The sequence below is a fragment of the Thalassococcus sp. S3 genome, from assembly GCF_004216475.1.
In the GTDB taxonomy this organism is placed as follows: Bacteria; Pseudomonadota; Alphaproteobacteria; order Rhodobacterales; family Rhodobacteraceae.
In genome coordinates, this window is record NZ_CP022303.1 from 2,763,939 (window position 1) to 2,788,714 (window position 24,776).

At 61.2% G+C, this 24,776-nt stretch carries 26 protein-coding genes; 10 read left to right on the forward strand and 16 right to left on the reverse strand.

Annotated elements, in window-relative coordinates; all coding sequences use genetic code 11:
* Positions 1 to 28: 28 nt before the first annotated feature.
* From CFI11_RS13680 to fabD, 10 genes are all read right to left on the reverse strand, one after another.
* Entirely contained in the window at positions 29 to 1,255 is a 1,227-nt protein-coding gene (locus CFI11_RS13680) for a DNA-packaging protein (protein WP_130406863.1), read from the reverse strand.
* A gap of 52 nt (positions 1,256 to 1,307) precedes the next feature.
* The gene (locus tag CFI11_RS13685) at positions 1,308 to 1,652 is read right to left on the reverse strand and encodes a hypothetical protein (RefSeq protein ID WP_130406865.1); all 345 of its coding nucleotides are present in this window, start codon (positions 1,650 to 1,652) and stop codon (positions 1,308 to 1,310) included.
* A gap of 263 nt (positions 1,653 to 1,915) precedes the next feature.
* Complete coding sequence (mltG, locus tag CFI11_RS13690) at positions 1,916 to 3,076, reverse strand: endolytic transglycosylase MltG (RefSeq protein ID WP_130406867.1); 1,161 nt, start codon at positions 3,074 to 3,076, stop codon at positions 1,916 to 1,918.
* A complete protein-coding gene (fabF, locus tag CFI11_RS13695; protein ID WP_130406869.1) occupies positions 3,076 to 4,335 on the reverse strand; it encodes a beta-ketoacyl-ACP synthase II in 1,260 nt (419 codons plus the stop codon). Before fabF ends, mltG begins: the two co-directional genes overlap by 1 nt.
* Positions 4,336 to 4,422: 87 nt before the next feature.
* Positions 4,423 to 5,355, reverse strand: a complete 933-nt coding sequence (locus tag CFI11_RS13700; protein WP_130406871.1) for an arginase family protein — start codon at positions 5,353 to 5,355, stop codon at positions 4,423 to 4,425.
* A gap of 47 nt (positions 5,356 to 5,402) precedes the next feature.
* Complete coding sequence (locus tag CFI11_RS13705; RefSeq protein WP_130406873.1) at positions 5,403 to 6,146, reverse strand: HisA/HisF-related TIM barrel protein; 744 nt, start codon at positions 6,144 to 6,146, stop codon at positions 5,403 to 5,405.
* A gap of 104 nt (positions 6,147 to 6,250) precedes the next feature.
* Complete coding sequence (locus tag CFI11_RS13710; RefSeq protein ID WP_130406875.1) at positions 6,251 to 6,790, reverse strand: GNAT family N-acetyltransferase; 540 nt, start codon at positions 6,788 to 6,790, stop codon at positions 6,251 to 6,253.
* Positions 6,791 to 6,945: 155 nt separating this feature from the next.
* On the reverse strand, positions 6,946 to 7,179 hold the full coding sequence (locus CFI11_RS13715) for an acyl carrier protein (RefSeq protein ID WP_130406877.1): 234 nt from the start codon (positions 7,177 to 7,179) through the stop codon (positions 6,946 to 6,948).
* Positions 7,180 to 7,411: 232 nt separating this feature from the next.
* Positions 7,412 to 8,149 carry a 3-oxoacyl-[acyl-carrier-protein] reductase gene (gene fabG, locus CFI11_RS13720; RefSeq protein ID WP_130406879.1) on the reverse strand — a complete coding sequence of 246 codons (738 nt, stop codon included), beginning with the start codon at positions 8,147 to 8,149 and terminating at the stop codon, positions 7,412 to 7,414.
* Positions 8,150 to 8,158: 9 nt separating this feature from the next.
* The gene (fabD, locus tag CFI11_RS13725; RefSeq protein ID WP_130406881.1) at positions 8,159 to 9,097 is read right to left on the reverse strand and encodes an ACP S-malonyltransferase; all 939 of its coding nucleotides are present in this window, start codon (positions 9,095 to 9,097) and stop codon (positions 8,159 to 8,161) included.
* Positions 9,098 to 9,250: 153 nt separating this feature from the next.
* On the opposite strand from fabD, the gene CFI11_RS13730 reads away from it, so the two are divergent.
* Complete coding sequence (locus tag CFI11_RS13730) at positions 9,251 to 10,471, forward strand: cytochrome b/b6 domain-containing protein (protein ID WP_130406883.1); 1,221 nt, start codon at positions 9,251 to 9,253, stop codon at positions 10,469 to 10,471.
* A gap of 67 nt (positions 10,472 to 10,538) precedes the next feature.
* Here the strand turns inward: CFI11_RS13730 and CFI11_RS13735 are convergent, their stop codons facing one another.
* A complete protein-coding gene (locus CFI11_RS13735) occupies positions 10,539 to 11,114 on the reverse strand; it encodes a YceI family protein (protein WP_130406885.1) in 576 nt (191 codons plus the stop codon).
* A 123-nt stretch (positions 11,115 to 11,237) separates the two neighbouring features.
* Complete coding sequence (locus tag CFI11_RS13740) at positions 11,238 to 11,750, reverse strand: hypothetical protein (protein ID WP_130406887.1); 513 nt, start codon at positions 11,748 to 11,750, stop codon at positions 11,238 to 11,240.
* 230 nt (positions 11,751 to 11,980) lie between these two features.
* On the opposite strand from CFI11_RS13740, the gene rpsF reads away from it, so the two are divergent.
* From rpsF to rplI, 3 genes are read left to right on the forward strand one after another with little or no spacing between them, the layout of a single operon-like run.
* Positions 11,981 to 12,334: a 30S ribosomal protein S6 gene (gene rpsF / locus CFI11_RS13745; protein WP_130406889.1), complete on the forward strand. Its 354-nt coding sequence runs from the start codon at positions 11,981 to 11,983 to the stop codon at positions 12,332 to 12,334.
* Positions 12,335 to 12,363: 29 nt separating this feature from the next.
* Positions 12,364 to 12,591, forward strand: a complete 228-nt coding sequence (gene rpsR / locus CFI11_RS13750) for a 30S ribosomal protein S18 (RefSeq protein ID WP_005982441.1) — start codon at positions 12,364 to 12,366, stop codon at positions 12,589 to 12,591.
* An 11-nt stretch (positions 12,592 to 12,602) separates the two neighbouring features.
* Positions 12,603 to 13,241, forward strand: coding sequence for a 50S ribosomal protein L9 (rplI, locus tag CFI11_RS13755; RefSeq protein ID WP_130406891.1), 639 nt, complete (start codon positions 12,603 to 12,605; stop codon positions 13,239 to 13,241).
* 57 nt (positions 13,242 to 13,298) lie between these two features.
* On the opposite strand, the gene CFI11_RS13760 is transcribed toward rplI, so the two are convergent.
* On the reverse strand, positions 13,299 to 13,499 hold the full coding sequence (locus tag CFI11_RS13760) for a helix-turn-helix transcriptional regulator (RefSeq protein ID WP_217358796.1): 201 nt from the start codon (positions 13,497 to 13,499) through the stop codon (positions 13,299 to 13,301).
* Positions 13,500 to 13,535: 36 nt separating this feature from the next.
* Positions 13,536 to 14,045 (reverse strand): hypothetical protein, encoded by a 510-nt coding sequence (locus CFI11_RS13765; RefSeq protein ID WP_165390263.1) that lies wholly within the window; start codon positions 14,043 to 14,045, stop codon positions 13,536 to 13,538.
* A 179-nt stretch (positions 14,046 to 14,224) separates the two neighbouring features.
* Here CFI11_RS13765 and CFI11_RS13770 point away from each other — a divergent pair, with 179 nt between their 5' ends.
* From CFI11_RS13770 to CFI11_RS13785, 4 genes are all read left to right on the forward strand, one after another.
* Positions 14,225 to 14,599, forward strand: a complete 375-nt coding sequence (locus CFI11_RS13770) for a glycine zipper family protein (RefSeq protein WP_130406897.1) — start codon at positions 14,225 to 14,227, stop codon at positions 14,597 to 14,599.
* Positions 14,600 to 14,702: 103 nt separating this feature from the next.
* Complete coding sequence (locus CFI11_RS13775; RefSeq protein ID WP_130406899.1) at positions 14,703 to 15,182, forward strand: lytic transglycosylase domain-containing protein; 480 nt, start codon at positions 14,703 to 14,705, stop codon at positions 15,180 to 15,182.
* Positions 15,183 to 15,351: 169 nt separating this feature from the next.
* Positions 15,352 to 16,143: a calcium-binding protein gene (locus tag CFI11_RS13780; RefSeq protein ID WP_130406901.1), complete on the forward strand. Its 792-nt coding sequence runs from the start codon at positions 15,352 to 15,354 to the stop codon at positions 16,141 to 16,143.
* A gap of 117 nt (positions 16,144 to 16,260) precedes the next feature.
* Positions 16,261 to 18,219 (forward strand): bifunctional 2',3'-cyclic-nucleotide 2'-phosphodiesterase/3'-nucleotidase, encoded by a 1,959-nt coding sequence (locus CFI11_RS13785; RefSeq protein ID WP_130406903.1) that lies wholly within the window; start codon positions 16,261 to 16,263, stop codon positions 18,217 to 18,219.
* Between the two features lie 116 nt (positions 18,220 to 18,335).
* Here CFI11_RS13785 and tig read toward each other — a convergent pair whose 3' ends face one another.
* Together tig and CFI11_RS13795 are read right to left on the reverse strand one after the other, a co-directional pair.
* On the reverse strand, positions 18,336 to 19,667 hold the full coding sequence (gene tig / locus CFI11_RS13790; protein WP_130406905.1) for a trigger factor: 1,332 nt from the start codon (positions 19,665 to 19,667) through the stop codon (positions 18,336 to 18,338).
* Between the two features lie 100 nt (positions 19,668 to 19,767).
* The gene (locus tag CFI11_RS13795; protein ID WP_130406906.1) at positions 19,768 to 20,406 is read right to left on the reverse strand and encodes a TetR/AcrR family transcriptional regulator; all 639 of its coding nucleotides are present in this window, start codon (positions 20,404 to 20,406) and stop codon (positions 19,768 to 19,770) included.
* A gap of 90 nt (positions 20,407 to 20,496) precedes the next feature.
* On the opposite strand from CFI11_RS13795, the gene CFI11_RS13800 reads away from it, so the two are divergent.
* Together CFI11_RS13800 and CFI11_RS13805 are read left to right on the forward strand one after the other, a co-directional pair.
* On the forward strand, positions 20,497 to 21,639 hold the full coding sequence (locus tag CFI11_RS13800; protein ID WP_130406908.1) for an efflux RND transporter periplasmic adaptor subunit: 1,143 nt from the start codon (positions 20,497 to 20,499) through the stop codon (positions 21,637 to 21,639).
* Between the two features lies 1 nt (position 21,640).
* Positions 21,641 to 24,772, forward strand: coding sequence for an efflux RND transporter permease subunit (locus tag CFI11_RS13805; RefSeq protein ID WP_130406910.1), 3,132 nt, complete (start codon positions 21,641 to 21,643; stop codon positions 24,770 to 24,772).
* Positions 24,773 to 24,776 lie beyond the last annotated feature (4 nt).

Genomic DNA, 24,776 nt, shown 5'->3' on the forward strand with positions numbered 1-24,776 from the left:
GGTTCATCGCCCAACGCGTTCTTTTATATCATAAAGTTCTGACGCGCGGCTGCCGGAACCCCTTGGCGGGTTCGATCATCAACTCATGCAGCGCCCAGACTAGGGCATCCACCCTGTCCGGCGATCCGCGCCCTTGAAAACCGCGGGCCGTCATCTGGCCCATCTGGTCCTCCAGATCATTCAGTCCGCGCACATGCCTCACCCGCTTCTGCTCGTAAAGCGCGGCGACAGGCTCCGCGCGGGCGACCTTGCCCTTGGCCGCGTGCACCGTCTTCAGCGACACCATCGGATCGACCTGTCTCAGCACCTCGGCCACAAGCTGCCCGCCCTGGTTGACCTCTGCCACCAGCCGCTCCGCTCCGTGCCGTTCCATCGCGGCAATCGCGGCTTCGGCCCAACCCGTCGGCCCCATGCCCTGAACGGTGGCATCTTCCAGCACGTAGGCCCGCCATGTTTGCGGGGCGCCTTGCGTGACGGCTCCCGCCACCACGATCCCGCAGGCATCCGCGCCTTCTCCAGCACTCACCGCCGGGTCCAGCGCCACCACGATCCGGTCAAGGTCCGGAACGTGATCCACATGCGCCGCTTCCAGCATCTTGCCTTGCCACAACGCCCCCTCTGCGTCACCCAGCAACACGCCGTCCAGCTCCTGGCGCCCCAGCCTTGTGCCTGCATACCGGGTCCGCACTTCTTCCAGAAAGCTTGCTGCCAGATTGGCGCGGTTCGCCTCGGTCGGGGCGTGGGTCGTGACCGTTGACGGCGAGGCCAGCAGCGCCTTCAGCGTCTCCTCATTCCGCGGCGTCGTGGTGACGCAAACCTGCGGCGTCTCTCCCAAACGCAATGCAAATTGCAGCATGTCCCAGGTATCGCCCGCCTTTTTCCACTTGGCCAATTCATCCGCCCAGGCGGCATCAAATTGCGGACCTCTCAGGCCTTCCGGGTCCTGCGCCGTGAAAGCCTGCGCCTCCGCTCCGTTGGGCCAGATCAGCTTTCGTTCCGACGCCTTCCAGTTGGGACGTCGATCCGGCGGCGAACAGGCCAGAATACCGCTGTCCCCAAAGATCATGACTTCTCGGACCTGATCATAGGTCTCTCCCACCAGCGCCACGCGGCGGGCTTTGCCCGGATCAAGCGGCCGGCTGCCCTCCACCTGCGATCTGACCCATTCGGCACCCGCGCGGGTCTTGCCCGCGCCGCGTCCGCCCATGATCACCCAGGCCCTCCAATCGCCCTCGGGCGGAAGTTGGTGGGGCATGGCCCAAAACTCGAAAAGAAAAGGGAGCGCACACAGCGCCCCCTCTCCCAGTTTATTCAGGAAGTTCTCCTGCAGCGCAGCAGGCGCGCAAGCGACCCAATCGGCACCCGATTTCAAATCGAGCGACGTTAAGGTCGAGGGCATAGCCCCCTTGCGCGATACCAAGCTGTCGGTTTTCCAGTTCGACAAGGCTCGCCTCTACTTTCTGACACGTTCGCACCAGCCCCTCAGCCAATGAGACCTGCCGTTTCCCTTCTGCATAGTCTGTGACCTCCCCGGCCTGTGCCTGTTCAATCAGGCCTTCCAGTTCCTTCCGCAGGGAGCGGAGAGAGCCCTGAACCGAATGAAGCAAATCTTCGGTGCGGGACACTCGTTCGTCCGGGGTAATTAATGCCATGTTTGCTCGTTGACCTCATGCAAAGGTGATCTCCGCACGAGAGAAAATGAGAAAAGCGGCCCGGATCTCTCCAAAGCCGCCGCCCATTTCTTCCAGCCTGACACAACCTATACGCGAAACCGTTCGCTTTGTCAAGTCAATGCAGGTTGAGGAACGGCGCCTAACCGTTCGATCTGGTTAACAAAATGTTAAACCACAACAAGGTGCGACGCATCGCGATGAGCGCAGAACACTCATCACAGCGCGTTTGTCAAACCGACGCATCAATTGTTCGAATTGGCCCGCTCGGCTTCGATCTCGCGCCAACGCGCGACGTTGCGGTTGTGCTCGTCAAGGGTTTCCGCAAAGGCGTGCCCGCCCGTCCCGTCTGCTACGAAAAAGACATATTCGGTGGTATCCGGATTGACCGCCGCTTCAAGACTGGCAAGGCCGGGATTGGCGATCGGTGTCGGCGGCAAACCGTCAATCACGTAGGTGTTCCACGGGGTCTCTGCCCGCAGTTCGCTCCGCCGCAGACCCCGCCCCAAGACGCCCTGACCCCGTGTCACCCCATAAATCACGGTCGGGTCGGTCTGTAATCTCATGCCGCGGTTCAGCCGGTTGGTGAAGACGCTGGCAACCTGCCGGCGTTCCTCGGGCACCCCCGTTTCCTTCTCGATGATAGACGCAAGAATAATCATCTCTTCCGGGTTCTGCAGGGGCAGATCGTCTTCTCTCGCTTCCCATGCTGCGGCCACGCGCACCCTTTGCGTCTCCTGCATCCGGTCCAGAACGGCCAGCCGTGTCGTCCCGGTCGTCACCTCATAGCTGTCCGGTGCCAGAGAGCCCTCTGCAGGTATCTCCGCGACCTCTCCGTCCAGGATGTCCATGGCATTCAAGCCCTGCACAACCTGCCAACTGGTCACGCCTTCGGCTAGCGCGATGCGAAAGCGTGTGTCCTGCTCCGCCTTGGTCTCTTCGTACAGATCCGGAGTGCTTTCCTCGGCCGGATCGAACGCCACCCGCTCCACGAACCGGTTCGTGGACGGATCAAGCTCCCTCACCTGCACGCTGGTCCGGGTCACACCGATCCGATAAACCACTTCCGTTCCGCACGTGCTCGCCCCGCCCCTGGTGATCTGGTCGACGATATCTTCCATGGACGCACCAGGCTCCACGAGAAAGCTCCCCGCCTTCAGGTCTTGCGTTTTGTCGGAGTAATCCGCCCCCACCCGGAACAGCATGCCGGAACTGACTGCGCCCTGCGCTTCCAGATCGCGGCTCACTCGGGACATATTCGCCCCCCGATCCACCCGCAGGCAGATGGCCTGCTCCAACGGGCCTTCGGATGTATACTCGGTTTGTCCCCAGATGATCACGCCGCCCAGCAGGAACAGCGCGACGACCAGCATGGTGATCGCGTTCGAGGCAACGCTACGCCACATTACGGAGCCTTCCCGAAAACCACGCTCGCATTCGTCCCGCCGAAGCCAAAGGAGTTGGACAGGGCAACATCCACTTTCCGCTCCCTCTTGACGTTCGGAGCGAGATCGACAGGTGTTTCAACGGCCGGATTGTCCAGATTGATTGTTGGCGGCACGACCTGATCGCGGATCGCCAGAATGCTGAAAATCGCCTCGATCGCGCCCGCCGCCCCCAAAAGGTGCCCCGTCGCCGATTTCGTAGACGACATCGTCACAGAAGAGGCCGCGTCGCCCATCAAACGCTCCACGGCGCCCAGTTCGATCACATCCGCCATGGTGCTTGTGCCATGCGCGTTGATGTAATCCACGTCACCCGGCGCAAGACCGGCATTCCTCAAGGCCGCTTGCATGGACCGCTCGCCGCCTTCTCCATCCTCGGATGGTGCGGTGATGTGGTAGGCGTCACCCGACAGACCGTAACCAAGCACCTCGGCATAGATTTTCGCGCCCCGCGCCTTTGCATGCTCGTAGTCTTCCAGCACAACGACGCCCGCGCCTTCTCCCATGACAAAGCCATCGCGGTCGGTGTCGTAAGGTCGGCTTGCGGCCTTTGGATCATCGCTGCGCTTCGTGCTGAGCGCCTTGCAGGCGTTGAAACCCGCAATGCCGATCTCACAGATGGCCGCCTCTGCCCCGCCGGCGATCATCACGTCCGCATCTCCGTGCTGGATCAGTCTGGTGGCATCGCCGATGGCATGCGCCCCCGTCGAACAAGCGGTCACGACAGAATGATTTGGGCCCTTAAAGCCAAAGCGAATGCTCACCTGACCCGAGATGAGATTGATCAGGGCGCCCGGAATAAAGAACGGCGAAACGCGCCGCGGTCCGCGCTCCTTGATCAGGATCGCTGTGTCGGCGATGGAACTCAGACCGCCGATACCGGAGCCGATCATAACGCCCGTGCGCAGACGCGCCTCTTCATCCTCCGGGGTCCAACCCGCATCTTCGACGGCCATTTGCGCGGCGGCGATCCCGAACAGGATGAAGTCGTCGACTTTGCGCTGCTCCTTGGGTTCAAGCCAGTCATCGGCGTTGAAGGTGCCGTCGCTCCCATCGCCTCTGGGAACTTCGCAGGCGTAATCCGTCGCCAGGTGGCTGGCATCGAAACGCTCAATCGTGCCTGCGCCGGATTGGCCGTCCAGCAGGCGTGCCCAGGTTTCCTCGACACCGGACGCCAACGGAGTGACCAGCCCCAATCCCGTTACAACCACTCTGCGCATGAATTGCCCTCTTGCCCCGTCTTCGCTCTTGAGCACCGCTCTTACCCCGACCGAGCCTTGGGGGGCAAGAGCAGCCGGTGCCCCCGATCAGCGCCTTGCAGCCACCTGCCCCGCAAGAAGCCCCAGGGTGGATGTCAGCAACTGACCGGCAGTCAGCGCGCCCCGGCCGTTCACATCCGCTTCGGGCATGAACTCAACCATGGCAAAGCCGACAAGCGTCGCACGGGCGGCCACCGCCCGCAGAAGCGCCCAGGCCTGTGCATAGGTCAGCCCGCCCGATGTCGGGGCAATGACGGCTGGCATGATTGACGGATCCAGCCCGTCGCAATCGAAACACACCACCACACGCACACCCTCGGGGATCAGGGCAGCGCAATCCGCGATACTGCTCTGGTGAATGTCCTGTGCCGGCACGATGGAGGCGCCCCAGTCAAGCGCGTCCTGATACTCCCGGCGCCCGGCCGAGCCAATGCCCCGTGCGCCCACCTGCACGATGCGCTCGACATGCTGCATCTCGCTGGCCCGTCTCATGGTGGAGCTCAGCCCAAAGCGCTCTCCCTCGACCTCGTCCCGCCAGTCGATATGGGCGTCGATCTGCAGCACGGTGATCGGTCCCTGATCCGCAAAGGCCGCCAGCATGGGAGACTGCACCGAGTCGTCGCCCCCCAAAAGCATCGGTATGGCGCCCTGACCAAGGCATTCGCGCGAAGCCGCCTCGATCCGGGTGCGGTTGCCTGCCGGATCAGACGGGGTCACGTCCAGATCTCCGGCATCCACTGCCGTGACCCCATGGGGCAGCACCTCATGCCCCAGATCGAAATTCAGCTTGTCCAGGTCGCCCGAATAGTCCGCGGCACCGGCGCGCATGGCCGCAGGACCTTGTGCGCAAAAGGCGCCCACCGAAGGATAAGGCGTCGCACAATCGGCTCCCAGAACGACGATATCGCCCTCGGTCCCGGCGGGCAGACCCAGCAAGGTCTCGTGCGCGCCGCCTCCAAACATGTCTGCAAGTTTCGACATTCAGTACCTCCTGCCGCCGCGAAGATGGCACAGCCTGTCAGCAAAGACTATTTGAATTCCGCCACGCTTTCCGGCTGCGGCTGCGCCACCTCAAGCGCTTCGACCAGATCAATCGTCTTTCGGAAAAGCGCGCGCCCGACCAATGCGCCCGAGATGTGAGGCACGTATTTGAGCCGCGCGATATCATCGACATTGCGCACAACGCCGCTCGCGATGACAGGGGCCCGTGCTTTGGCGGCCAGGCCCGACATCAGGCCGAGTTGCGCGTCCAGATCCTCCATGTCGCTGTCGATATCCGTGACGATGATCCCGGCAAGGGGCGCGTCGGCAAATGCGTCCAGAAACGCCTCTGGCGCGATTGCGCTGGCCATGCGCCAGCCATCGCTCATGACTTGACCTTGCCAGACATCCAGCGCCAGTACGATCTGATCCGGAAAGTACTTCGCCAATTCCCTGACCAGATCGGGATCGCGGACCGCCAGCGTTCCAAGAACGATCCGTCCCGCGCCCTTTTCGATCCAGCGCTCCACGCTGTCGCGGTTGCGGAACCCTCCGCCGATCTGAACCGGTATGCCCGCAACACGAATGATCTCTTCGATCAGTTCGACATTTTCGCCTCGGCCCTCAATGCCGTCAAAATCCGTCAGATGCATCCAGGATGCACCGGCACTGGCAAAGCCGCGTGCGGTGTCCAGCGGATCGACATGCCATATCATCGGCTCTTCAAGACGGCCCCGGTGAAGGCTCACGACGCGTCCGTTCTGCAACTCGATGGTCGGATACAAGATCATGGCCCCTCCAGCATATCCGCGACTGCACCTACGATGGTCAGAAGACTATCATGAGGCCTGCGAACAAACGCGTCTTCAATTCGGCACCAGATGGCCGATTTGCGTCACCGCGCGCCGGGCGGCCCGTTTCTGCGCATCAGCAGCACCGGATCGCCCTGCATTTCGACCGTGCGCAGCGGGCGATATCCCAGGCTGTCGGCCAGCTTGCAGGACGGCGCGTTGCCTTCGGCGATGATCGCGACCAGCGGTCCCGTGACAACGCGGTCGAACCAATCATGGGCCGCCTTCGTCGCCTCCGCACCCAGGCCCCGCCCCTGTGCTTCGGGCGCGAGCACCCAGCCCGCCTCGGGATAGGCATCAAAGTCCGCCCCAAGACCGCGTGCGCGGAAAAAGAACCCGGTTTGCCCCACCAGGCGGCGGGAGCGGGCCTCTGTCACGGCCCATTGGCCAAAGCCGGTCATCTGCCAATGGCCCGCGTTGCGCAGAAACGACGTCCAGGCCTCGCCCCGCGTCAACGGCGTCCCGCTGATATGTTCGACCACGTCCTGCATCGCCCAGATCTCTGCGTATCTATCGAAGTCTTCAGGCAGCATCGCGCGCAGGCTCAGCCTCGCGGTGTTGATGATCGGAATGGTTCGGTTCATTGGATCTACGTGTTGGCTTGCAAAGGCACCATTGCCTCTGAACCCATGGGCGCTTCAAGAGGCTGCGCCACGCCTGAGCCGGACTTTGCCGACCTGACAAAAGAAAAGCGGCGCTCCGGATCGGAGCGCCGCCCTATGTGCAATCTCGCGCCGTCTCAGGAGGCGTCAGAGATGAACTTCACAGCGTCGCCGAAGGTCTGGATGGTTTCGGCCGCATCATCGGGAATTTCGATGCCGAACTCTTCTTCGAAGGCCATCACCAGCTCCACGGTGTCCAGGCTGTCAGCGCCCAGATCGTCGATGAAAGAGGCGTTTTCAACGACCTTTTCCTCTTCGACACCCAGGTGCTCCACAACGATCTTTTTCACGCGGTCTGCGACGTCGCTCATATCAATTCCTCATCACTTCGGGGCTTGCGCCCAATGTGCCCTCTCCCCGTGCCGGGGTGGCTTGGTTCTCGCCCCGCGAAGGGGGCGTGGTATTCGCCCTTAGGGGCGGCTCAATTCCCCGGAAATCCGGGAGTTGCAGGTCCTGTTTGACAGGGCCCGCCCAGATGTGCGCCGCCTATAGCATAGACTGCAGCAATGGCAAACGCTTTCACTCGCGGCCTTTTGAGGCCGCTCACAACATGGCCATGCCACCGTTCACGTGCAAGGTTGTGCCGGTTATGTAGGCGGCTTCGGGACTTGCGAGATACAGAACCGCCGACGCGATTTCCGCAGGCTCCCCCATGCGTCCTGCCGGGATCTGCCCCATGATCGCGGTCTTCTGATCCTCGGTCAGTTTGTCGGTCATTGCCGTAGCGATGAAACCCGGCGCCACCGCATTCACGGTGATTCCCCGGCTTGCCACTTCGTAGGCCAGCGACTTCGACATCCCGATCATGCCGGCCTTCGAGGCCGCGTAATTGCCCTGCCCCGGATTGCCCGTCGCACCGACAACAGACGAGATGTTCACGATCCGGCCCCAGCGGGCTTTCATCATCCCGCGCAAAACGCCTTTGCAAAGCTTCATGGTGGCCGTCAGGTTCACGTCCAGCACCGATTGCCATTCGTCATCCGACATCCGCATGAACAGGTTGTCGCGGGTGATGCCTGCATTGTTCACCAGGATATCGACACTGCCCATCGCCTCGGCCGCCAGCTTGGGAAGCGCTTCGACAGAGGCGCTGTCGCTCAGATTGCACGGAAGCACATGCGCACGTTCGCCCAACTCCGCCGCCAGGCTCTCAAGCGGTTCCACACGCGTGCCCGAAAGGCCCACCGTCGCCCCCGCCCCGTGCAGGACGCGTGCAATCTCGGCCCCGATCCCGCCGGAGGCCCCTGTGACCAATGCGTTCTTTCCGTCCAGCTCAAACATATCCGTTCCTCAATTCACACTGTCCAGGGCAGCCTTCACGTCCTCGGGGGTCGAGAGGGCGCGCGTCGCGATGCTTCGATTAATCCGGCGCACCATGCCTGACAGCGCCTTGCCGGCGCCGATTTCCCAAATCTCGGTGACACCATGCGCGCCCATCGACATCACGCTCTCGCGCCACCGCACGCTGCCGGTGATCTGCTCGACCAAGAGCGACCGGATCGTCTCTGGATCGCTGACCGGCTCTGCGCGGACATTGGCAATCACCGGCACGCGCGGCTGCGCGATATCGACCTCCTTCAAGGCGTCTTCCATCGCCTTTGCGGCGGGCGCCATGAGGCTGCAGTGAAAAGGCGCGCTCACCGGCAGCATCACCGCGCGCTTGGCGCCTTTTTCCTTGGCAAGCTCCACCGCCCGTTCAACGGCTCCCACATGCCCCGAAACGACGACCTGCGCCGGATCGTTGTCATTCGCGGCCTCGCAGACTTCACCCTGTACTGCATCCTGCGCCACCGCCTTCACCGTTTCGAAATCAAGGCCCAGCAAGGCGGCCATCGCGCCGACGCCGACCGGCACCGCCTGCTGCATCGCCTGACCACGGGCCCGCAGAAGTTTGGCCGCGTCCGCAACGCTCAGAGCGCCCGCCGCTGCAAGGGCCGAATACTCTCCCAGCGAGTGGCCAGCAACGTAAGCGGCGGCGTCCACGGTGACCCCCTCCGCCGCCAGGGCACGCATCGTGGCAAGTGAGGTGGCCATCAAAGCCGGTTGCGCATTCTCCGTCAGGGTCAAAGCGTCGATCTCACCCTCCCAGATCAAGCCGCTCAGCTTTTCACCCAGCGCTTCGTCGACCTCGTCGAAAACCGCCTGTGCCTCCGGATACGCCTCTGCCAGGGCCCGGCCCATGCCGATGGTCTGCGCCCCCTGCCCCGGGAATACGAATGCTCTGCTCATGATTGCCCTCCGTACAAGTCCGCTCCGCATACATGCGGCATCGTCAAAGGGCAACGGCTGTGCAGACCTGCGCGTCACATGTGCGAAACCGGTGCGTTGTAGACAAACGGCAAGACGCTAGGTGAATCCTCAGCAGCCAACGCGGAGAGTGCCATGAGCCTGACAAACACGCACACCACCTATGGTGCGGTTACCAAAACTTTTCACTGGCTGACCGCCCTTTTGATATTGACCGCGATCCCATTGGGCATTGTCGCCAACAACCTGCCTTACGAGACAAGCGAGGAGCTCGCCCGGAAAGCATGGTTGTTCTCGTTCCACAAAACCGTCGGTATCACCGCGTTTTTCGTCGCGCTGGCGCGGATCGCCTGGGCCATCGCGCAACCCCGGCCCGGACTGCTGAATGGTGACAAGAAGGTGGAGTCGCTTCTGGCCGAAACCGTTCACTGGCTTCTTTACGGCTCTCTTCTGCTGGTGCCGCTCTCCGGCTGGATCCACCATGCCGCAACGACGGGCTTTGCGCCGATCTGGTGGCCCTTCGGGCAGGATCTGCCTTTCATTCCGAAAGATGACGGGATCGCCTCCACCTTTGCGGGCCTTCATATGGTGTTCGAACGCGTGCTGGTCGTGGCCATCGCCCTTCATGCGGCGGGCGCGCTCAAACATCACTTCATCGACAAGGATTTCACGCTGCTTCGGATGTTGCCCAATCGTCGTCAAGCGCCAAACCCGCCCGCCCATACGCGCAGTTCACTGCCCCTTGGCGCGGCAATTGTCCTTTGGGGCGCAGCCCTTGGCATTGGTGGGACGCTGGGCGTCTATGACAGCCATGCCGCAATCGCTCCGGTCGCCGAGCTGGAAGAGGTTCAGTCCGACTGGCAGGTCGAAGACGGCACGCTTGGCATCACGGTGACGCAACTTGGCAGCCAGGTTGAGGGCACATTCGCCGATTGGACAGCCGCGATCACTTTCGCCGAACGGGACGATCCGGGACCGGCGGGATCGGTGGATGTGACCGTCGCAATCGGCTCCCTCACGCTGGGCTCCGTCACCGGCCAGGCCCTCGGGCCCGACTTTTTCGACGTCGAGCGGTTTCCGACAGCAACTTTCACCGCCGAGATCTCGCGCACCGAAGACGGGTATGTCGCAAATGGTCCGCTGGCCATCAGGGACGCGTCGGTGCCGGTCAGCTTGCCCTTCACCCTCGTGATTGCGGAGGATGGTACCGCAACGATGTCGGGTAATCTGACCCTGAACAGGATCGATTTCGGGATCGGCGCATCCAGCCAACCGGACGAAGCGAATGTGGGGTTTGGCGTCGACGTGAACGTGGCGCTGACTGCGACGCAAGCGCAGCCCTCCGATCAGCCATAAAAGGCCACAAGAAAAGGCCGCCGGTCATCCCCTACCGGCGGCCTTTTTGTCCGTGAGCCCTGGTGATTTACTCAGCAGCTTTCATTGCTTCGACGGAAATGGTCACTTCGACCTCGTCGCTCACCGCAGGCGCGAACGCACCCAGGTTGAAATCCGACCGCTTCAATGTCGTTGTTGCATCAAACCCTGCCCATTCCTGATTGGCCATCGGATGGGTTCCGGTCTTGTTCAGCGTTGCATCCAGCACGACCGACTGGGTGACATCGTTCATGGTCAGGTCACCGGTGATCATCGCCGTATCCTCGCCGGTCACCTCAATCGCGGTCGACGTGAAAGTGATCATGTCCTCTTCGGATGCACCGAAAAAGTCGCCGGACATGAAATGCGCCTCGCGCTCTTCCCAACCGGTAAACATCGACATCGTCGGCATCGAGACATTCACGCTGGAATTGCTGGGGTCTTCCTGATCGAACATGATCTCGCCCTCGAAACCCGAGAACATGCCGAACGTCGTAGAAAAGCCCAGATGGTCGTAAGAGAACAGAACCTGGCTGTGGCTCGCATCCAGAGTGTAGCGTTCAGGCGCGGCAAAGGCGGCTGTCGCGGCGGTTGCCAGGGCGGCAGCAAGCAGTGTCGTTTTCATGATATCGGTGCTCCATCGCAGTCATGAATGTTGGCGTAACAATCATTACATGTGGCCTAAAGCGACCCAACGGCAATTGCTGAAAAGACAACATTGACTGTGAACGAATGAACAATTCGTGTGTCAGCAAGGGCTGAGCGCGCCCAGTTGCCTTTGCAGAGCTTGCCGGATGTGATCATCCCGCAAGGGCAAATCCAGCAAAACAGAGCCGTCGCAATCATGCACCGTGACTGCGCCCGGATGAAACAGAACGTTGCCAAGCGTGTCGTAGCGGCGCTGCATCACCGTCTGCAACTGCCCGTCCGGCCCCGCTGCTAAAATGCGGAGTTCCGACAGGATCGGATCAAACTGGATCTCAGGCGCGGGTGCGGCACGGGGCGCCGTTACGAAGGCGAGCCCAATGACCAAAAGCAAGACCGTGACGCCGACCTTCATGGCAAGAAGAACGGGATCGCCGCTCCCACCGAACCGCCAGAGCATCGGTGCGCCAAGCAGGCAGGCCGCACCCAGAACGCGCGACAGGCCCCGCATCAACGCGGCTGGGTTTGCGACCTGCAGTGTCAAAGGCGCCCGATCGGTCAAGGGTGCCGGGCCACCTGGCAGGCCCACGATCTCCTGGTTCATCGTCGACGTCATGTCTTCCCTCCCGTCTGCGACCATGTCGACACCCTTGGCTTTGATCGGGGCGGTAATGTGACCGTGCCGTGAAATCCGCCGGGCAGGTCCGGGATCTTGCGCCTTGGCCCAAAGCGTGTATACGGATCTCTCTTTCCGCAAAGGTTTGAACCGCGCAGTCTCTCGTGGTGGGGCAGCGGAAAGTCATCGCTCCGCCTTTGAAATGCGCCTTGACAGAAACAGGAGTAAACATGCCGCTTTACGAGCATGTCATGATCGCGCGTCAGGACCTGTCCAACACGCAGGCCGAAGGGCTGATCGAACACTTTGGCACAGTCCTGACCGACAATGGCGGCACCCTCGTGGACCACGAATATTGGGGTGTCAAAACCATGGCCTACAAGATCAACAAAAACCGCAAGGGGCACTATGCGTTCCTGCGCACCAATGCGCCGGCCCCCGCCGTGCAGGAGATGGAGCGCCTGATGCGCCTGCATGACGACGTGATGCGCGTGCTGACCATCAAGGTCGATGCACACGCCGAAGGCCCCTCGGTCCAGATGCAAAAACGCGAAGAACGCGGCGACCGCCGCGAGCGTCGCTGACAGATCGCTTTAGAAAAGGACGCTAAGACATGGCAGCAAAACCGTTTTTCCGCCGCCGCAAAGTCTGCCCCTTCTCGGGCGACAATGCACCCAAGATCGACTACAAGGACACACGCCTCCTGCAGCGCTACATCTCTGAGCGTGGCAAGATCGTGCCGTCCCGTATCACCGCCGTCTCGGCCAAGAAGCAGCGTGAGCTGGCCCGCGCGATCAAGCGCGCCCGCTTCCTCGCGCTTCTGCCCTACGCCGTGAAATAAGGAGACCCGCAATGCAAGTCATCCTTCTGGAACGCGTGGCCAAGCTGGGTCAGATGGGCGACGTCGTCGACGTCAAACCCGGCTACGCACGCAACTTCCTTCTGCCTCAGGGCAAGGCTTTGTCGGCCTCCGAGGCCAACATCGCCGACTTCGAGAACCGCAAGTCTCAACTTGAGGCCCGCAACCTCGAGACCAAGAAAGAAGCCGAAGCTCTGGCCGAAAAACTTGATGGTCAGCAGTTCATCGTGATTCGTTCGGCCTCCGATTCCGGATCTCTCTACGGTTCCGTCACCACCCGTGACGCTGCCGATGCGGCGACCGCCGAAGGCTTCAGCCTCGACCGCAAGCAAGTGGTTCTGGGCGCGCCGATCAAGGAACTGGGTCTTCACTCCGTGATGGTCGTGCTCCACCCCGAAGTGGATGCCGAAATCAAGCTGAACGTGGCCCGCTCCACCGAGGAAGCAGAGCTGCAGGCCTCCGGCAAATCCATCCAGGAACTGGCCGCGGAAGAAGAAGCCGCAGCCGAGTTCGAGATTGCCGAACTCTTTGACGATATCGGCAGTGCCGCATCCGACGATGAAGAGCTTGCCCCGGCTGCGGAAGCGGTGGGCGAAGCCCCGTCGAACGACGACGATACTGTCACAGGCTAAGCCCCTCTGGCGAAACAAAATCCGGGCCGCGCAATCAGTCAGATCGCGCGGCCCTTTTCATGTCTCGTCCTCCGCTGGCGGATCGGGGACGTATTCAAGAATGTCACCGGGCTGACAATCGAGAAACTTGCAGATCTCGTTGAGCGAGGCAAATCGCACGCCTTTCACCTTGCCGGATTTCAACAGGGACAGGTTGGTTTCGGACAGCCCGATGGCCGCGGCCAGCTCGCGCGAGGTTACTTTGCGCCGCACCAGCATCAGGTCCAGGTTGATGATAATCGCCACAGTCAGCCTTTACAGGAAATGACGGTTTTCGTCGTCAACCTCGGCCGCGCGCCTGAAGCTGCTGGCCAGCGCCAGCAAGACGAGCCCGATGATAAGAAACACAATATCCAGATTGATCGGCAACCAATGGATTGTCGGCTGCTCTTCTGAGGGCACGCCCCATACCAGGGCGAATGGCATGAACCTGAATATCATCAGAAACAGAATGTAGAAGAATATCAGGGCTATGCCGCTGGTGCGCAGCTCCCGCGCCAACAAGTCAAACTGGTTTTGGCCAGCAGACCGCAAAACCCTGTGAAAGCGCCAATACACGATCCCCAGATTTGCCAGCGCCAAACAACACAGGCCAATCAAGCCCAACAGCGCCCAATTTGGCGGCTGGGGGATGTCCGGTGGCAGCTCGACCATATCCAATATCGGCGCGACGTCACCTGAAAGGGCGAGAGCGCTTACGATCAGCACAATGCCGGTCAGCACAAGCCAACTGAACACCATTGCGATGCGGGCGACGAAAGCCATGCTCGATCTCCTTGGACTCTGGTCAGCAATCTGCATGGACAAGGGTGCGATGTCAAACCTCACCTCATCGAAACGCAAATACTGTTTTACGATTTTCATAAAATGTTTGTCTTGAGAGATAATGCCTCTCTCAATACACCGTCCTCATACTATTAGGCTCAATTTCTTGGAAGGCACAGATGAGGTACACGTTAAGCGTAGCATTGTTATCCAAGCTGATCCTCCTTGCGGCTTGCACCGAAGAGGTGGATCGAGAGCTTGTCTTTGACGGCCCGCCCGGGCCAAACGCCGCCTATGACACCGCCTATTGCCGGGGCACGGCGCGCACCTATGGCGTCGATCAACTCCGCGAGGCACGACAAAGCGGCGCGTTGATCGGCGGCCTTATCGGCGCTCTTGACGCAGACGACGGTGACCGCCTCGACGGAGCGATCGGCGGGGCGGTTCTGGGGTCCTGGGCGGCGGAGCAGGGTGAATTTTACGAGATCGACCGCGCCCGTCGCGACATACTGATCCGCTGCATGCAAGGGCGCGGTCACCGCGTGATCGGCTAACATCTTACGGCATGGGCCGGTCGTCGCCGCTTGGCGATGACAGGCTTGCCCCTTCGGCGGGAAAAGTTAATCTCGCGCCGTCCAAAACACCGAGGCCGAGCATATGACAATAACGTCCCGCCGCGCGTTTCTCGCCGCGCTTTGTTGCGCGCCATTGGCCGCCTGTGGCCGTCCTGACGACACCCCGACCCGCGACGCCCCTTTTGATCCGCCGCTTTACCCGAACGAAACACCTGAGCTGCGCGCATTGATCAATCAATATGCCGACTTCTACGAAGTGCCGCGCACGCTGGTCCATCGCGTGGTCATCCGCGAAAGCACACACCGCCCCTGGGCGCGCAACGGCCCCTATTACGGGCTCATGCAGATCCTGCCGCAGACGGCACGGACAATGGGATTTCGCGGCCAGCCCGCAGATCTTTTGGATGCGGAGACCAATCTCAGATATGCAGTGAAGTATCTGCGCGGCGCATGGCTTGTGTCCGACGGGGACGAGGCAACAGCGGTCAGCTGGTACGCGCGTGGCTATTATTATGAAGCCAAACGCCGTGGTCTTTTGAAAGAGACCGGACTGGTCCCCTAACAAGAAGGGCAAAGGATCAGCCCCGTCCCTGAACGGCACACGTCGTGCAAATGAACACAAGGTTAAAGGCAAATGAAGGTTCTTGGGGGCCATCGTCGCAATCTCTAACTGCTAGGCGGGACGTCAACGAGAGAAGTCCCGCGACAGCTTTTTCGGAGAGGATTGCGAAATGCCCATATCCAATGGAACCGACAACGACGATCTGCTGATTGGCACACCTTTCAACGACACCTTGCGCGGCTTTGACGGTGACGACACGATACGCGGCAACGAAGGCAGTGACCGCCTCTTTGGAGGGGATGACGAAGATCTCCTGATCGGCGGACGCGGGTCGGACACGCTCAACGGGGGCGATGATGAAGACACATTGCAGGGTGGCAATGGCGACGACGTTCTGATTGGCGGGGATGATGGTGACCGCCTGACCGGCGGTTCGGGTCAGGACCGCCTCGACGGTGGCGAAGGCAATGACTATCTGGGCGGCGGCGATGGTCGGGATGTGCTGACGGGCGGAGAAGGCAACGATACAATGTTTGCCGGAGACGGAAATGACCAACTCTTCGGCGGGGACGGCAACGACAGCATGGGCGGCGGCACGGGGTCGGACCTGTTGCGCGGCGGCGATGGCAATGACACCATTTCTGGCGGTCGCGGGTCCGATACCATTTTTGGCGGCGACGGCAATGACACCATCATCGCGGGCGGCGGCAACGACGTGCTGACCGGCGGCGATGACGACGACACGTTCGTCTTTACCCGCGGCCAGGACAGGATCACCGACTTCGACGAAGACGATGATCAAATCGATTTGTCGGCTGTGGCAGGTGTCGACAATTTCTCCGACGTTCTGGATGCCGCGCGAAATTCCGGCAATGATCTGGTGCTGTCGTTCGACGATCTGACGATCCGGATTGAAGACTTCAGCCGTTCGGAACTGGATTCGGACGACTTCATTTTCTGACCGAAAGCATGGCTCGTGTTTCGGCACGAGCCATTTTTCGCCTCTGAGAGTCAAATACCTGTTAAACTATGGGTATACTCGTCCCTGACGATGATCGTTTCTTAGGGACATGAACTGATGGCACTCAACCTCAACCGACGCTCCTTTATCGCAGGCACAGCCGGGCTGATCGCCCTGCATCCGTTCTCTGTGCATGCGAAGGCAAACCAGGCTCATCTCAGGTTGATGGAAACCACCGACCTGCATGTCCATGTCTTCCCCTACGACTATTACGCGGATCGCCCACGCGACGCGGTCGGGCTCTCGCGCACCGCGTCGATCGTGCGGCAGATCCGATCAGAGGCGACAAACTCCCTCCTTCTCGACAATGGCGACTTTTTGCAGGGCAACCCGATGGGCGACTACATCGCCTACGAACGGGGTATGCAGGATGGGGACAGCCACCCGATCATCACCGCGATGAATAGCGTGGGATTTGATGCCTCGACACTTGGCAACCATGAATTCAACTATGGCATCGACTTTTTGATGAAGTCTTTGGCCGGCGCGGACTTCCCATTTGTCTGCGCCAATGTCGCAACCCAACTGGGTGCGAACCCGACCGCGGATACCACATTGATCAAACCCTATGTGATCCTTGAGCGTCAGATCACCGACGGCGCAGGCACAGCACGTCCGATCAAGATCGGCCTGATCGGCTTTGTACCGCCCCAGATCATGAACTGGGACCGCCGCCATCTGGAGGGCAACGTTGAGGCCCGCGATATCCTGCAGACGGCACGAGCCTATGTTCCGCAAATGAAGGAAGAAGGCGCCGATATCATCATTGCGCTCTCGCATTCCGGCATCGGATCGGCGGATGAGGTCGAGGGCATGGAAAACGCATCCGTTCCCCTGGCAGCAGTCGATGGGATCGACGCGATCATGACCGGGCACAGCCACCTCGTCTTCCCCTCCTCCGACTATGCGGACCACGCCGCCGTCGATGCAGAGGCTGGCACCATCCACGGCAAACCCGCCACGATGGGCGGGTTCTGGGGCAGCCATCTTGGCCTGATCGACCTGATCCTCGAACGCGACGGTGCGGGCTGGCGCATCGTCGGTCACAGCTCAGAGGCACGGCCCATTTCCAGACGGAACGAGGATCGCTCCGTCACGCCCCTGGTCGAGGATGACGCGGCCGTTATCGCAGCCGTTCAGACAGACCATGACGAGACGCTGGCCTATGTGCGCCGCGCCGTCGGCAAAACGGATGCGCCTTTGCATTCCTATTTTGCTCTGGTCGCGGACGATCCGTCGGTCCAGATCGTGTCTATCGCTCAACAATGGTATGTCGCGCAGATGCTTGATGGCACCGAATACGCGGATCTGCCGCTTCTGTCGGCCGCGGCCCCCTTCAAAGCGGGCGGGCGTGGAGGTCCGGACTATTACACGGATGTCGCGGTCGGTGATGTGGCGATCAAGAATGTCGCGGACCTTTACCTCTATCCCAACACGGTGCGGGCCGTTCTCGTGACCGGCGAACAACTCAAGGGGTGGCTGGAGCGTTCAGCCGGCATGTTCAATCAGATCGAACCCGGCAGGGAAGACCAGGTCCTTCTGAACGAAAGTTTCCCGTCATATAATTTCGACGTGATTGACGGTGTCACCTATCAGATCGACATAAGTCAGCCGTCTCGCTTTGATCCAAATGGAGAGTTGATCAACGCCGAGGCAAGCCGGATCATCAACTTGATGTTCAACGGAGAGCCCGTTGATCCAGAACAGAAATTTGTGATCGCGACAAACAACTACCGGGCCAGCGGCGGTGGCGCCTTCCCCGGGGCGATGGGCGACACGATCATCTTTGAAGCCCCGGACACAAACCGCGACGTGATCGTGCGTTACATCGTGGAACAGGGTACGATCAGCCCAAGAGCCGACGGCAACTGGAGCTTTGCCCCCGTCGAAGGCGCCACCGTTCTCTTTGACACGGGTCCAAAGGCGCGGTCCTACATCGCAGATGTCCCAGGCGTGACGGTTCAGGATGCAGGCGACGGCCCAGATGGCTTCGCCCGGTTCCGCATCACCCTCTGATCCGCGTAAACGGGTCGCGCTGCATCCGGCCATCAGGATTGGCGCAGCACGTAAAATGAAAAAGGCCGCTCCCAGCGGAGCGGCCCATTCAAATCTTGCACATGTCAGTTGTGCTGCTACTCGTCTTCGAGGGCCTCCACAGCCTTCTGAAGATCGTCTTTGCTGACCTCCTTCTCGCTCACCTCGGCAAGTTCAAAGATATAATCAACGACCTTGTCCTCGAAGAGAGGCGCGCGCAGTTGCTGTTGCATTTGCGCGTTTTGCTGAACGAATTCAAAGAACTGACGCTCCTGCCCCGGATATTGGCGCGCCTGGCTCATGATGGCCTGGCTCATCTCGGCATCGGACACTTCGACTTCGGCCTTCTGGCCCAGCTCGGCCAGCAGCAGGCCCAGGCGAACGCGGCGTTCGGCAAGTTTCTTGTGTTCGTCCGTGGCTTCGATCTCGGGGTGATCGTGACCCTGCACCTCGGGGTTTTCCTCATGCCACAGCTGATGCGCGATCTGGCCTGCCTCGGCGTCCACCAGGCTTGGTGGCAGCTCGAACGACACCTTGCCGTCCAGCACATCCAGAAGACCGCGCTTCATGACAGCGCGTGACGCACCGGCATATTCCGCCTCAAGACGTTCGGAAATCTGACCCTTGAGCGCGTCCAGATCCTCGGCGCCGAACTTTTTGGCCAGCTCGTCGTCAATCTCGGCGGCGACAGGCTTTTTGACTTCCTTGATCGTGCAGGTAAAGACCGCTTCCTTGCCCGCCAGATGCTCGGCCTGATACTCCTCCGGGAAGGTCACCTTGACCTCTTTTTCTTCCTCGACCGCGACACCGACCAATTGCTCTTCGAAGCCCGGAATGAAGCTGTTGGAGCCCAGTACCAGCGGATAATCCTCGGCCGAGCCGCCCTCGAACGCCTCGCCATCCACCTTGCCGACAAAATCCATGACGACCTGGTCGCCGTCCTTGGACTTCACGCCCTTTTTGCGGGATTTGAAGTCCTGTGCCGTCTCGGCCAGATTGCCCAGCGCCTCTTCGACCGCCGCGTCATCAGCCTTGACGACCATCTTCTCCAGGCTGATCGACTTCAGGTCGACCTCGGGGATTTCCGGCAGCGCCTCATAGGACATCTCCACATGGACGTCGTCGCCCTCTTTCCAGTCCTCGTTGGTCATCTTGACCTCGGGCTGAAGCGCCGGGCGGTCGCCGCTGTCTTCGAAATGCTTGGTCATCGCGCCGTCGATGCTTTCCTGCATCGCTTCGCCCAGAAGACGCTGGCCAAACTGCTTTTTCAGCAGCGCCATCGGCACCTTGCCTTTGCGAAAGCCCTTCATCTCGACCTCGGGCTGGGCTTCGGCCAGCTTTTCGTTGACCTTGGCGTCCAGCTCATCGGCTGTGACGACAATGGCGTAGCCGCGTTTCAGACCTTCGTTCAGCGTCTCGGTGACCTGCATCAATCATCCCCATAGGAAAAGGCGCGCGGGCCGCGCGCGCATCTGCGAATTTGGGGCCTTCTATTGATCCGTGCCGCGCGGTGCAAGCGGTTTCGCGGGCCTAGGCCAAGGGGTGCGCCAAGGCAGGCAGATCACCGATCACCCGCTGCGCAATCTCGCGCAGGAAGGCGTCGAGATCCATTTCCACATCCGCGACCGCCGCCTTGTCGTTGATGAGGATAAAAGACAGCCCGTGCACGAAGGTCCAGAGGATCATGGCCCTCCGCTTTACGTCCTCGTCGATCTCCTCTCGCCCCAGAACGTCGGCGACGACCCCCTGAACGAAGCTGTAGTGACGCGGCGCCTCGTCGATGAGCTTTTCGTGGCGGCATTCGTCCTGTGCGGCGCCAAAGATCAGCCGGAACACCCCCGGCTCGGCCTGTGCGAAGGTCAGGTAAGCGTGCCCAAGCGCCAAGATCCGGTCCATTGACTGGCGGGGATGGCCGGCCACCTTTTCGGACATGATCTGAAACTTGCGCAGCAACCCTTCAAGCGCCACGGCGGTCAGCATCTCATCCTTGTCCTTGAAATGGCGATACGGCGCGGCGGTTGACACCCCCGCGACACGGCAGGCTTCGGATACCGAAAAGAGGTCTGGCCCCTTCTCTTCGACCAGCTGTCGCGTGGCCTCCACCAATTGCGCGCGCAGGTCACCGTGGTGATAGCCTGCTTTTTTCTGAATTTTCTGCTCCTGCTCCATGATCCGATAGATGGCAACTCCCGTACCACTTGTCAAAGTTAGAAAGACTAACATATGTTAGAGGCACTAACATAAGCAGCGGAGAGCGCGATGAGCGAGCCAACCTCAAAGCCCAGTTTTCTCCGGCGCGCCGTGCGGCGGGTCGTTGTTATCACCCTCACATCCGCCACGTTGGTGGCCGCCGGAGCGGTGGTGACCATCGGCACGCAGGAGCTGCAGGCCCGCGCGGATCTTGCCAAGCCGACCACCGTTGCCGACCTGATACCGGTGCGCGTGCAACCCATCCGGTACGAGGAGGGCTACACGATCCCAAGACGCTATGTCGGAGAGCTGGAGACGGCGCAAAGTACCGACATCGCCTTTGAGTTCTCCGGTCTTGTCGCGGATGTTCTGGTCGATGAGGGCGACCGCGTCGCACGGGGAGACATCATCGCCCGCCTTGATACAGCACTGCTGGAGACCGAGATCGCCCGCCTCGACGCCTCCCGCGACGCGCTGAATGCCCAATTGGCCTTCGCGGATCTGTCCGTGCAACGCCGGCAAGCCCTGCAGGAAAGGGGCTTTACGTCGACGGAGGCTTACGATCAGGCCCGTTTCAACAGCGCCGAACTGACCGCCCGGATTGCCGAGACATCCGCCGCCATTCGCAACACGGAAATCCAGATCGAAAAGGCCACGCTATACGCCCCTTTCGATGGCCAGATCGCAGCCCGGCAGGCTGATCAGGGCAGCACGGTCTCTCCCGGTCAGACAATCGCGACCCTCCTGGAGACCAGCCGCCCAAGGGTGCGCGTCGGCCTGCCCCTCTCGGTCCAGCTTGATCCCGGTGCTGACGTTGAGGTGAAGATTGCCGGCCAGGCATATCAAGCGACACTTCTGTCGATGCGCCCGGACGTGGACAGTCAGACGCGGACCCAAACGGCGCTTTTCGATCTGCCGGAAAGTGTAATGGCCCAAGTCGGTCAGACCGTCTCCGTCAGTTTCGACCGCCATATCGACGCCATGGGCGCCTGGGTGCCCGTCGAAGCCTTGCGGGAAGGGGCAAAAGGTCTTTGGACCGTGATGATGCTGGATGACAGCGACGTTCTGAGACCGGCAGCGGTTGAGGTTCTTCATGCCGAAGCCGAACGGGCCTATGTCCGCGGCAGTTTCCAAGAGGGTGCCGCTCTTGTGGAACGCGGCGCGCACCGTCTAACGCCCGGCCAAACCGTGCGCCGGATCGGGGGAGAGTAACATGTACACCCTCACGTTCCGTCAGCCACGCCTCGTGGCTCTGATCCTGCTTGTCCTGATTTCCGCCGGTGCCTCCTCCCTTCTGTCACTGGGTCGGCAGGAAGATCCCACCATCACCAATCTCTTCGCCACCATCTCCACCCCATTCCCCGGCGCGGACCCCGCACGGGTCGAAGCGCTGGTCACCGCGAAGATCGAAGAGGAACTGCGCGAAATTCCCGAGGTCGATACGATCGACTCCGTTTCTGGCAACGGAATTTCGGTGGTGTCGGTCGAGCTTCTGGAAACGCTCGATGAGACAACGATCGAGCAGGTCTGGTCCGAAGCCCGCGATGCCGTCGAAGATGCGCGGCGTGACTTTCCCGCAGGCGTGCAGCCGCCTGACTTCAATGCCGAAGGGATCAGCGCCTATTCGGGTGTGATCGCGGTCTCCTCGACCCATGATGGCGTTCCCCTCTCATTGATGACCCGCTATGCCGATGGGCTCTCCGATCAGTTGCGAAGCATTCCGGGCACGAAGGCTGTCGACCTCTTTGGCGCGGGCGAAGAGGAGGTTCTGGTCCAGGTCGACTTTGCGAAAGCATCGGCGCTGGGGCTTAGCATCGATCAGATCTCGTCCGCGATTGCGAATGCAGACGGCAAGGTGCAGGCCGGGCGTCTGCGGGCTGACAGCACCGACATCGCGATCAACATCTCAGGTGAGATCGAGGCGCTGGACCGCATTCGCAACATCGTGCTGCGTCAGAATGCCGGTGGCGCCGTCACGCTCTTGAGCGATGTGGCAACCGTTTCACGGGGCGCGAAGGAACCGGGAGAAGAATACGCCCTCTACAACGGGCGCCCTGCCGTCCTCGTGGGCGTGCTAGCGCAGGACGGACTGCAGATCGACGTCTGGATGGGCTATGTCCGCGATCAACTGGCCGAAAGCAACGCGACCGTTCCCATGGGCATGGCCCAGACACTGGTCTTCGATCAAAGCACCTATACCGCAGAGCGCCTGGCCGAGGTCGGTCAAAACATGGCTATCGGTGTGGGCCTCGTCGTCGCGGTTCTGTTCCTCACGCTTGGCGTCCGTGCCGCCGCCATCGTGGCTCTTGTTCTGCCGGTGGTCAGTCTGGCCACGCTGGCCACGATGAACATGATCGGTCTGCCGATCCACCAGATGTCGGTGACTGGCCTGATCGTGGCCCTTGGCCTTCTGGTCGACGCCGCGATCGTCATGTCCGACGAGGTGCGCCAGCGGCTTCTGCGCGGGATGCCGCGCGCGACCGCCGTGGGCGAGGCCACGCGCCGGCTGTCCGCACCTCTCTTTGCATCGACCGTCACCACCGCCCTGTCGTTCACGCCGATGATCCTGCTGCCGGGTCCGGCTGGTGATTTCGTCGGATCGATTGCGATGGCTGTTGTTCTGATGCTTTTCTGGTCGCTCTTTGTCGCGCTCACGGTCACGCCCGCCCTCGCCGGCTGGTTCCTGCCAAACAGCGATCGCGCGAGCTTCCTGAGCCGTGGCATCAGCGGCGGCATCATTGCGCGTCTGTTCGAGGGCACCATCCGTTGGGCCGTGTCCAACCCGATCAAATCCATTGCACTCTCGCTGGTCTTGCCCGTGCTTGGATTTGCCGCGTTTCCGACGCTGACAGCGCAGTTCTTTCCCGGCGTCGACCGCGATCAGTTCTATATCGAGGTAGAAATGCCGCCGGGCACGTCCATCCGGCAAACAGGCATCGTTGCGCAAGAGATCGACGCGGTCCTGTCCGCGCAAGACGATATCAAATCTGTCTACTGGTCCATCGGCCAATCCGGCCCCGCATTCTATTACAACATCATCGGCGGACGCAGTGACGAACCCGGCTATGCTCAGGCCTTCATTACCTCCGCCTCGCCCGCCGCATCAGCCACTCTTGTGCCTGCATTGCAGGCGGAATTGAACCAAGCGTTTCCACAGGCCCGGATCCTGGTCCGCGGTCTGGTCCAGGGTCCTCCCGTCGCCGCCCCCGTGGAATTGCGCTTTGTCGGCCAGGACACCGAAGTGCTGCGCGCGCTGGGGGATGAGGCGCGCAGCCTGATGGCCGATCTGGATTTCGTCACCCAAGTGCGGTCCACCATGGGCGGTGGCGCGCCCAAGATCCGCTATGACATCGACGAAACCAAGGCCCGATTGCTTGGTCTCGACCTGGCCGGCGTCGCGCGGCAACTAGAGGCAAGCCTCGAAGGGGTGACCGGCGGCTCGCTGGTCGAGGCGACCGAGGAAATGCCCGTGCGGGTGCGTTACGACGATGCCTTCCGCGCCGACCTTGCGGCAATTTCGGACTTGCCTCTTCAGCTTCCACAGGCCGGCACCGGGGCGCTTGCCACCGTGCCGCTTTCCGAAATCGCCACGGTTCGGCTTGAGCCTGCGGAAAGCACAATCACCCGCCGCAACAGCGAACGGGCCAACACGGTCCAGGCCTACATTCCGCCCGACATCCTGCCGGAGGAAGCCCTGGTCGAGGTGCAGGCCGCGTTGGATGCAGCGGGGTTCACATTGCCTGCCGGCTACCGGCTTGAGCTTGGGGGCGATTCCGATGCGCGATCGAACACGGTGGGCAATCTGATGGCCTCTGTCGGATTGATCGTCACGCTGACCATCGCCACCATTGTACTGACCTTCAATTCCTTCCGCCTCAGTGTGGTCACACTCGTGGTCGCGGTTCTGTCCGCCGGGCTGTCGATGCTTGCCTTGGCCGTGTTTCAGTATCCGTTCGGGATTAACGCGATCATCGGCGTGATCGGCTCCATCGGCGTGTCGATCAACGCCGCCATCATCATCCTCACCGGGCTCCAAGCCAACGAAAAGGCCGCTGCCGGTGACACCGCTGAGATGGCCAAGGTGGTGACAGGATCAAGCCGCCACATCGTGTCGACCACGATCACCACCTTTGGCGGGTTTCTTCCCCTGATCCTGGCCGGCGGTGGGTTCTGGCCCCCCTTCGCGATGGCCGTGGCGGGGGGTGTCCTGCTCTCGACGGTGATTTCGTTTTACTTCACGCCGCCGGTCTTTGCCCTGATCCGGCGCCGCGCGCCCAAAGCGAGCTCCGAACAAGCCGAACCTGCAGTGACCTATCTCGAAAAACAGCGCATCGCCGCGGAATAAGAGA

What these genes read in the sequence shown, in the direction of transcription:
- fabF (WP_130406869.1), bottom strand. Translation starts at nt 4,335, where the DNA reads ATGCGCAGAGTGGTTGTAACGGGATTGGGGCTGGTCACTCCGTTGGCG.
- fabG (WP_130406879.1), bottom strand. Translation starts at nt 8,149, where the DNA reads ATGTTTGAGCTGGACGGAAAGAACGCATTGGTCACAGGGGCCTCCGGC.
- CFI11_RS13715 (WP_130406877.1), bottom strand. Translation starts at nt 7,179, where the DNA reads ATGAGCGACGTCGCAGACCGCGTGAAAAAGATCGTTGTGGAGCACCTG.
- tig (WP_130406905.1), bottom strand. Translation starts at nt 19,667, where the DNA reads ATGCAGGTCACCGAGACGCTGAACGAAGGTCTGAAACGCGGCTACGCC.
- CFI11_RS13775 (WP_130406899.1), top strand. Translation starts at nt 14,703, where the DNA reads ATGACAATAACGTCCCGCCGCGCGTTTCTCGCCGCGCTTTGTTGCGCG.
- rpsR (WP_005982441.1), top strand. Translation starts at nt 12,364, where the DNA reads ATGGCAGCAAAACCGTTTTTCCGCCGCCGCAAAGTCTGCCCCTTCTCG.
- CFI11_RS13735 (WP_130406885.1), bottom strand. Translation starts at nt 11,114, where the DNA reads ATGAAAACGACACTGCTTGCTGCCGCCCTGGCAACCGCCGCGACAGCC.
- rplI (WP_130406891.1), top strand. Translation starts at nt 12,603, where the DNA reads ATGCAAGTCATCCTTCTGGAACGCGTGGCCAAGCTGGGTCAGATGGGC.
- CFI11_RS13760 (WP_217358796.1), bottom strand. Translation starts at nt 13,499, where the DNA reads ATGCTGGTGCGGCGCAAAGTAACCTCGCGCGAGCTGGCCGCGGCCATC.
- fabD (WP_130406881.1), bottom strand. Translation starts at nt 9,097, where the DNA reads ATGAGCAGAGCATTCGTATTCCCGGGGCAGGGGGCGCAGACCATCGGC.
- CFI11_RS13795 (WP_130406906.1), bottom strand. Translation starts at nt 20,406, where the DNA reads ATGGAGCAGGAGCAGAAAATTCAGAAAAAAGCAGGCTATCACCACGGT.
- CFI11_RS13800 (WP_130406908.1), top strand. Translation starts at nt 20,497, where the DNA reads ATGAGCGAGCCAACCTCAAAGCCCAGTTTTCTCCGGCGCGCCGTGCGG.
- CFI11_RS13700 (WP_130406871.1), bottom strand. Translation starts at nt 5,355, where the DNA reads ATGTCGAAACTTGCAGACATGTTTGGAGGCGGCGCGCACGAGACCTTG.
- CFI11_RS13805 (WP_130406910.1), top strand. Translation starts at nt 21,641, where the DNA reads ATGTACACCCTCACGTTCCGTCAGCCACGCCTCGTGGCTCTGATCCTG.
- CFI11_RS13730 (WP_130406883.1), top strand. Translation starts at nt 9,251, where the DNA reads ATGAGCCTGACAAACACGCACACCACCTATGGTGCGGTTACCAAAACT.
- CFI11_RS13740 (WP_130406887.1), bottom strand. Translation starts at nt 11,750, where the DNA reads ATGACGTCGACGATGAACCAGGAGATCGTGGGCCTGCCAGGTGGCCCG.
- CFI11_RS13710 (WP_130406875.1), bottom strand. Translation starts at nt 6,790, where the DNA reads ATGAACCGAACCATTCCGATCATCAACACCGCGAGGCTGAGCCTGCGC.
- CFI11_RS13765 (WP_165390263.1), bottom strand. Translation starts at nt 14,045, where the DNA reads ATGGCTTTCGTCGCCCGCATCGCAATGGTGTTCAGTTGGCTTGTGCTG.
- CFI11_RS13705 (WP_130406873.1), bottom strand. Translation starts at nt 6,146, where the DNA reads ATGATCTTGTATCCGACCATCGAGTTGCAGAACGGACGCGTCGTGAGC.
- CFI11_RS13780 (WP_130406901.1), top strand. Translation starts at nt 15,352, where the DNA reads ATGCCCATATCCAATGGAACCGACAACGACGATCTGCTGATTGGCACA.
- CFI11_RS13680 (WP_130406863.1), bottom strand. Translation starts at nt 1,255, where the DNA reads ATGCCCCACCAACTTCCGCCCGAGGGCGATTGGAGGGCCTGGGTGATC.
- CFI11_RS13685 (WP_130406865.1), bottom strand. Translation starts at nt 1,652, where the DNA reads ATGGCATTAATTACCCCGGACGAACGAGTGTCCCGCACCGAAGATTTG.
- rpsF (WP_130406889.1), top strand. Translation starts at nt 11,981, where the DNA reads ATGCCGCTTTACGAGCATGTCATGATCGCGCGTCAGGACCTGTCCAAC.
- mltG (WP_130406867.1), bottom strand. Translation starts at nt 3,076, where the DNA reads ATGTGGCGTAGCGTTGCCTCGAACGCGATCACCATGCTGGTCGTCGCG.
- CFI11_RS13785 (WP_130406903.1), top strand. Translation starts at nt 16,261, where the DNA reads ATGGCACTCAACCTCAACCGACGCTCCTTTATCGCAGGCACAGCCGGG.
- CFI11_RS13770 (WP_130406897.1), top strand. Translation starts at nt 14,225, where the DNA reads ATGAGGTACACGTTAAGCGTAGCATTGTTATCCAAGCTGATCCTCCTT.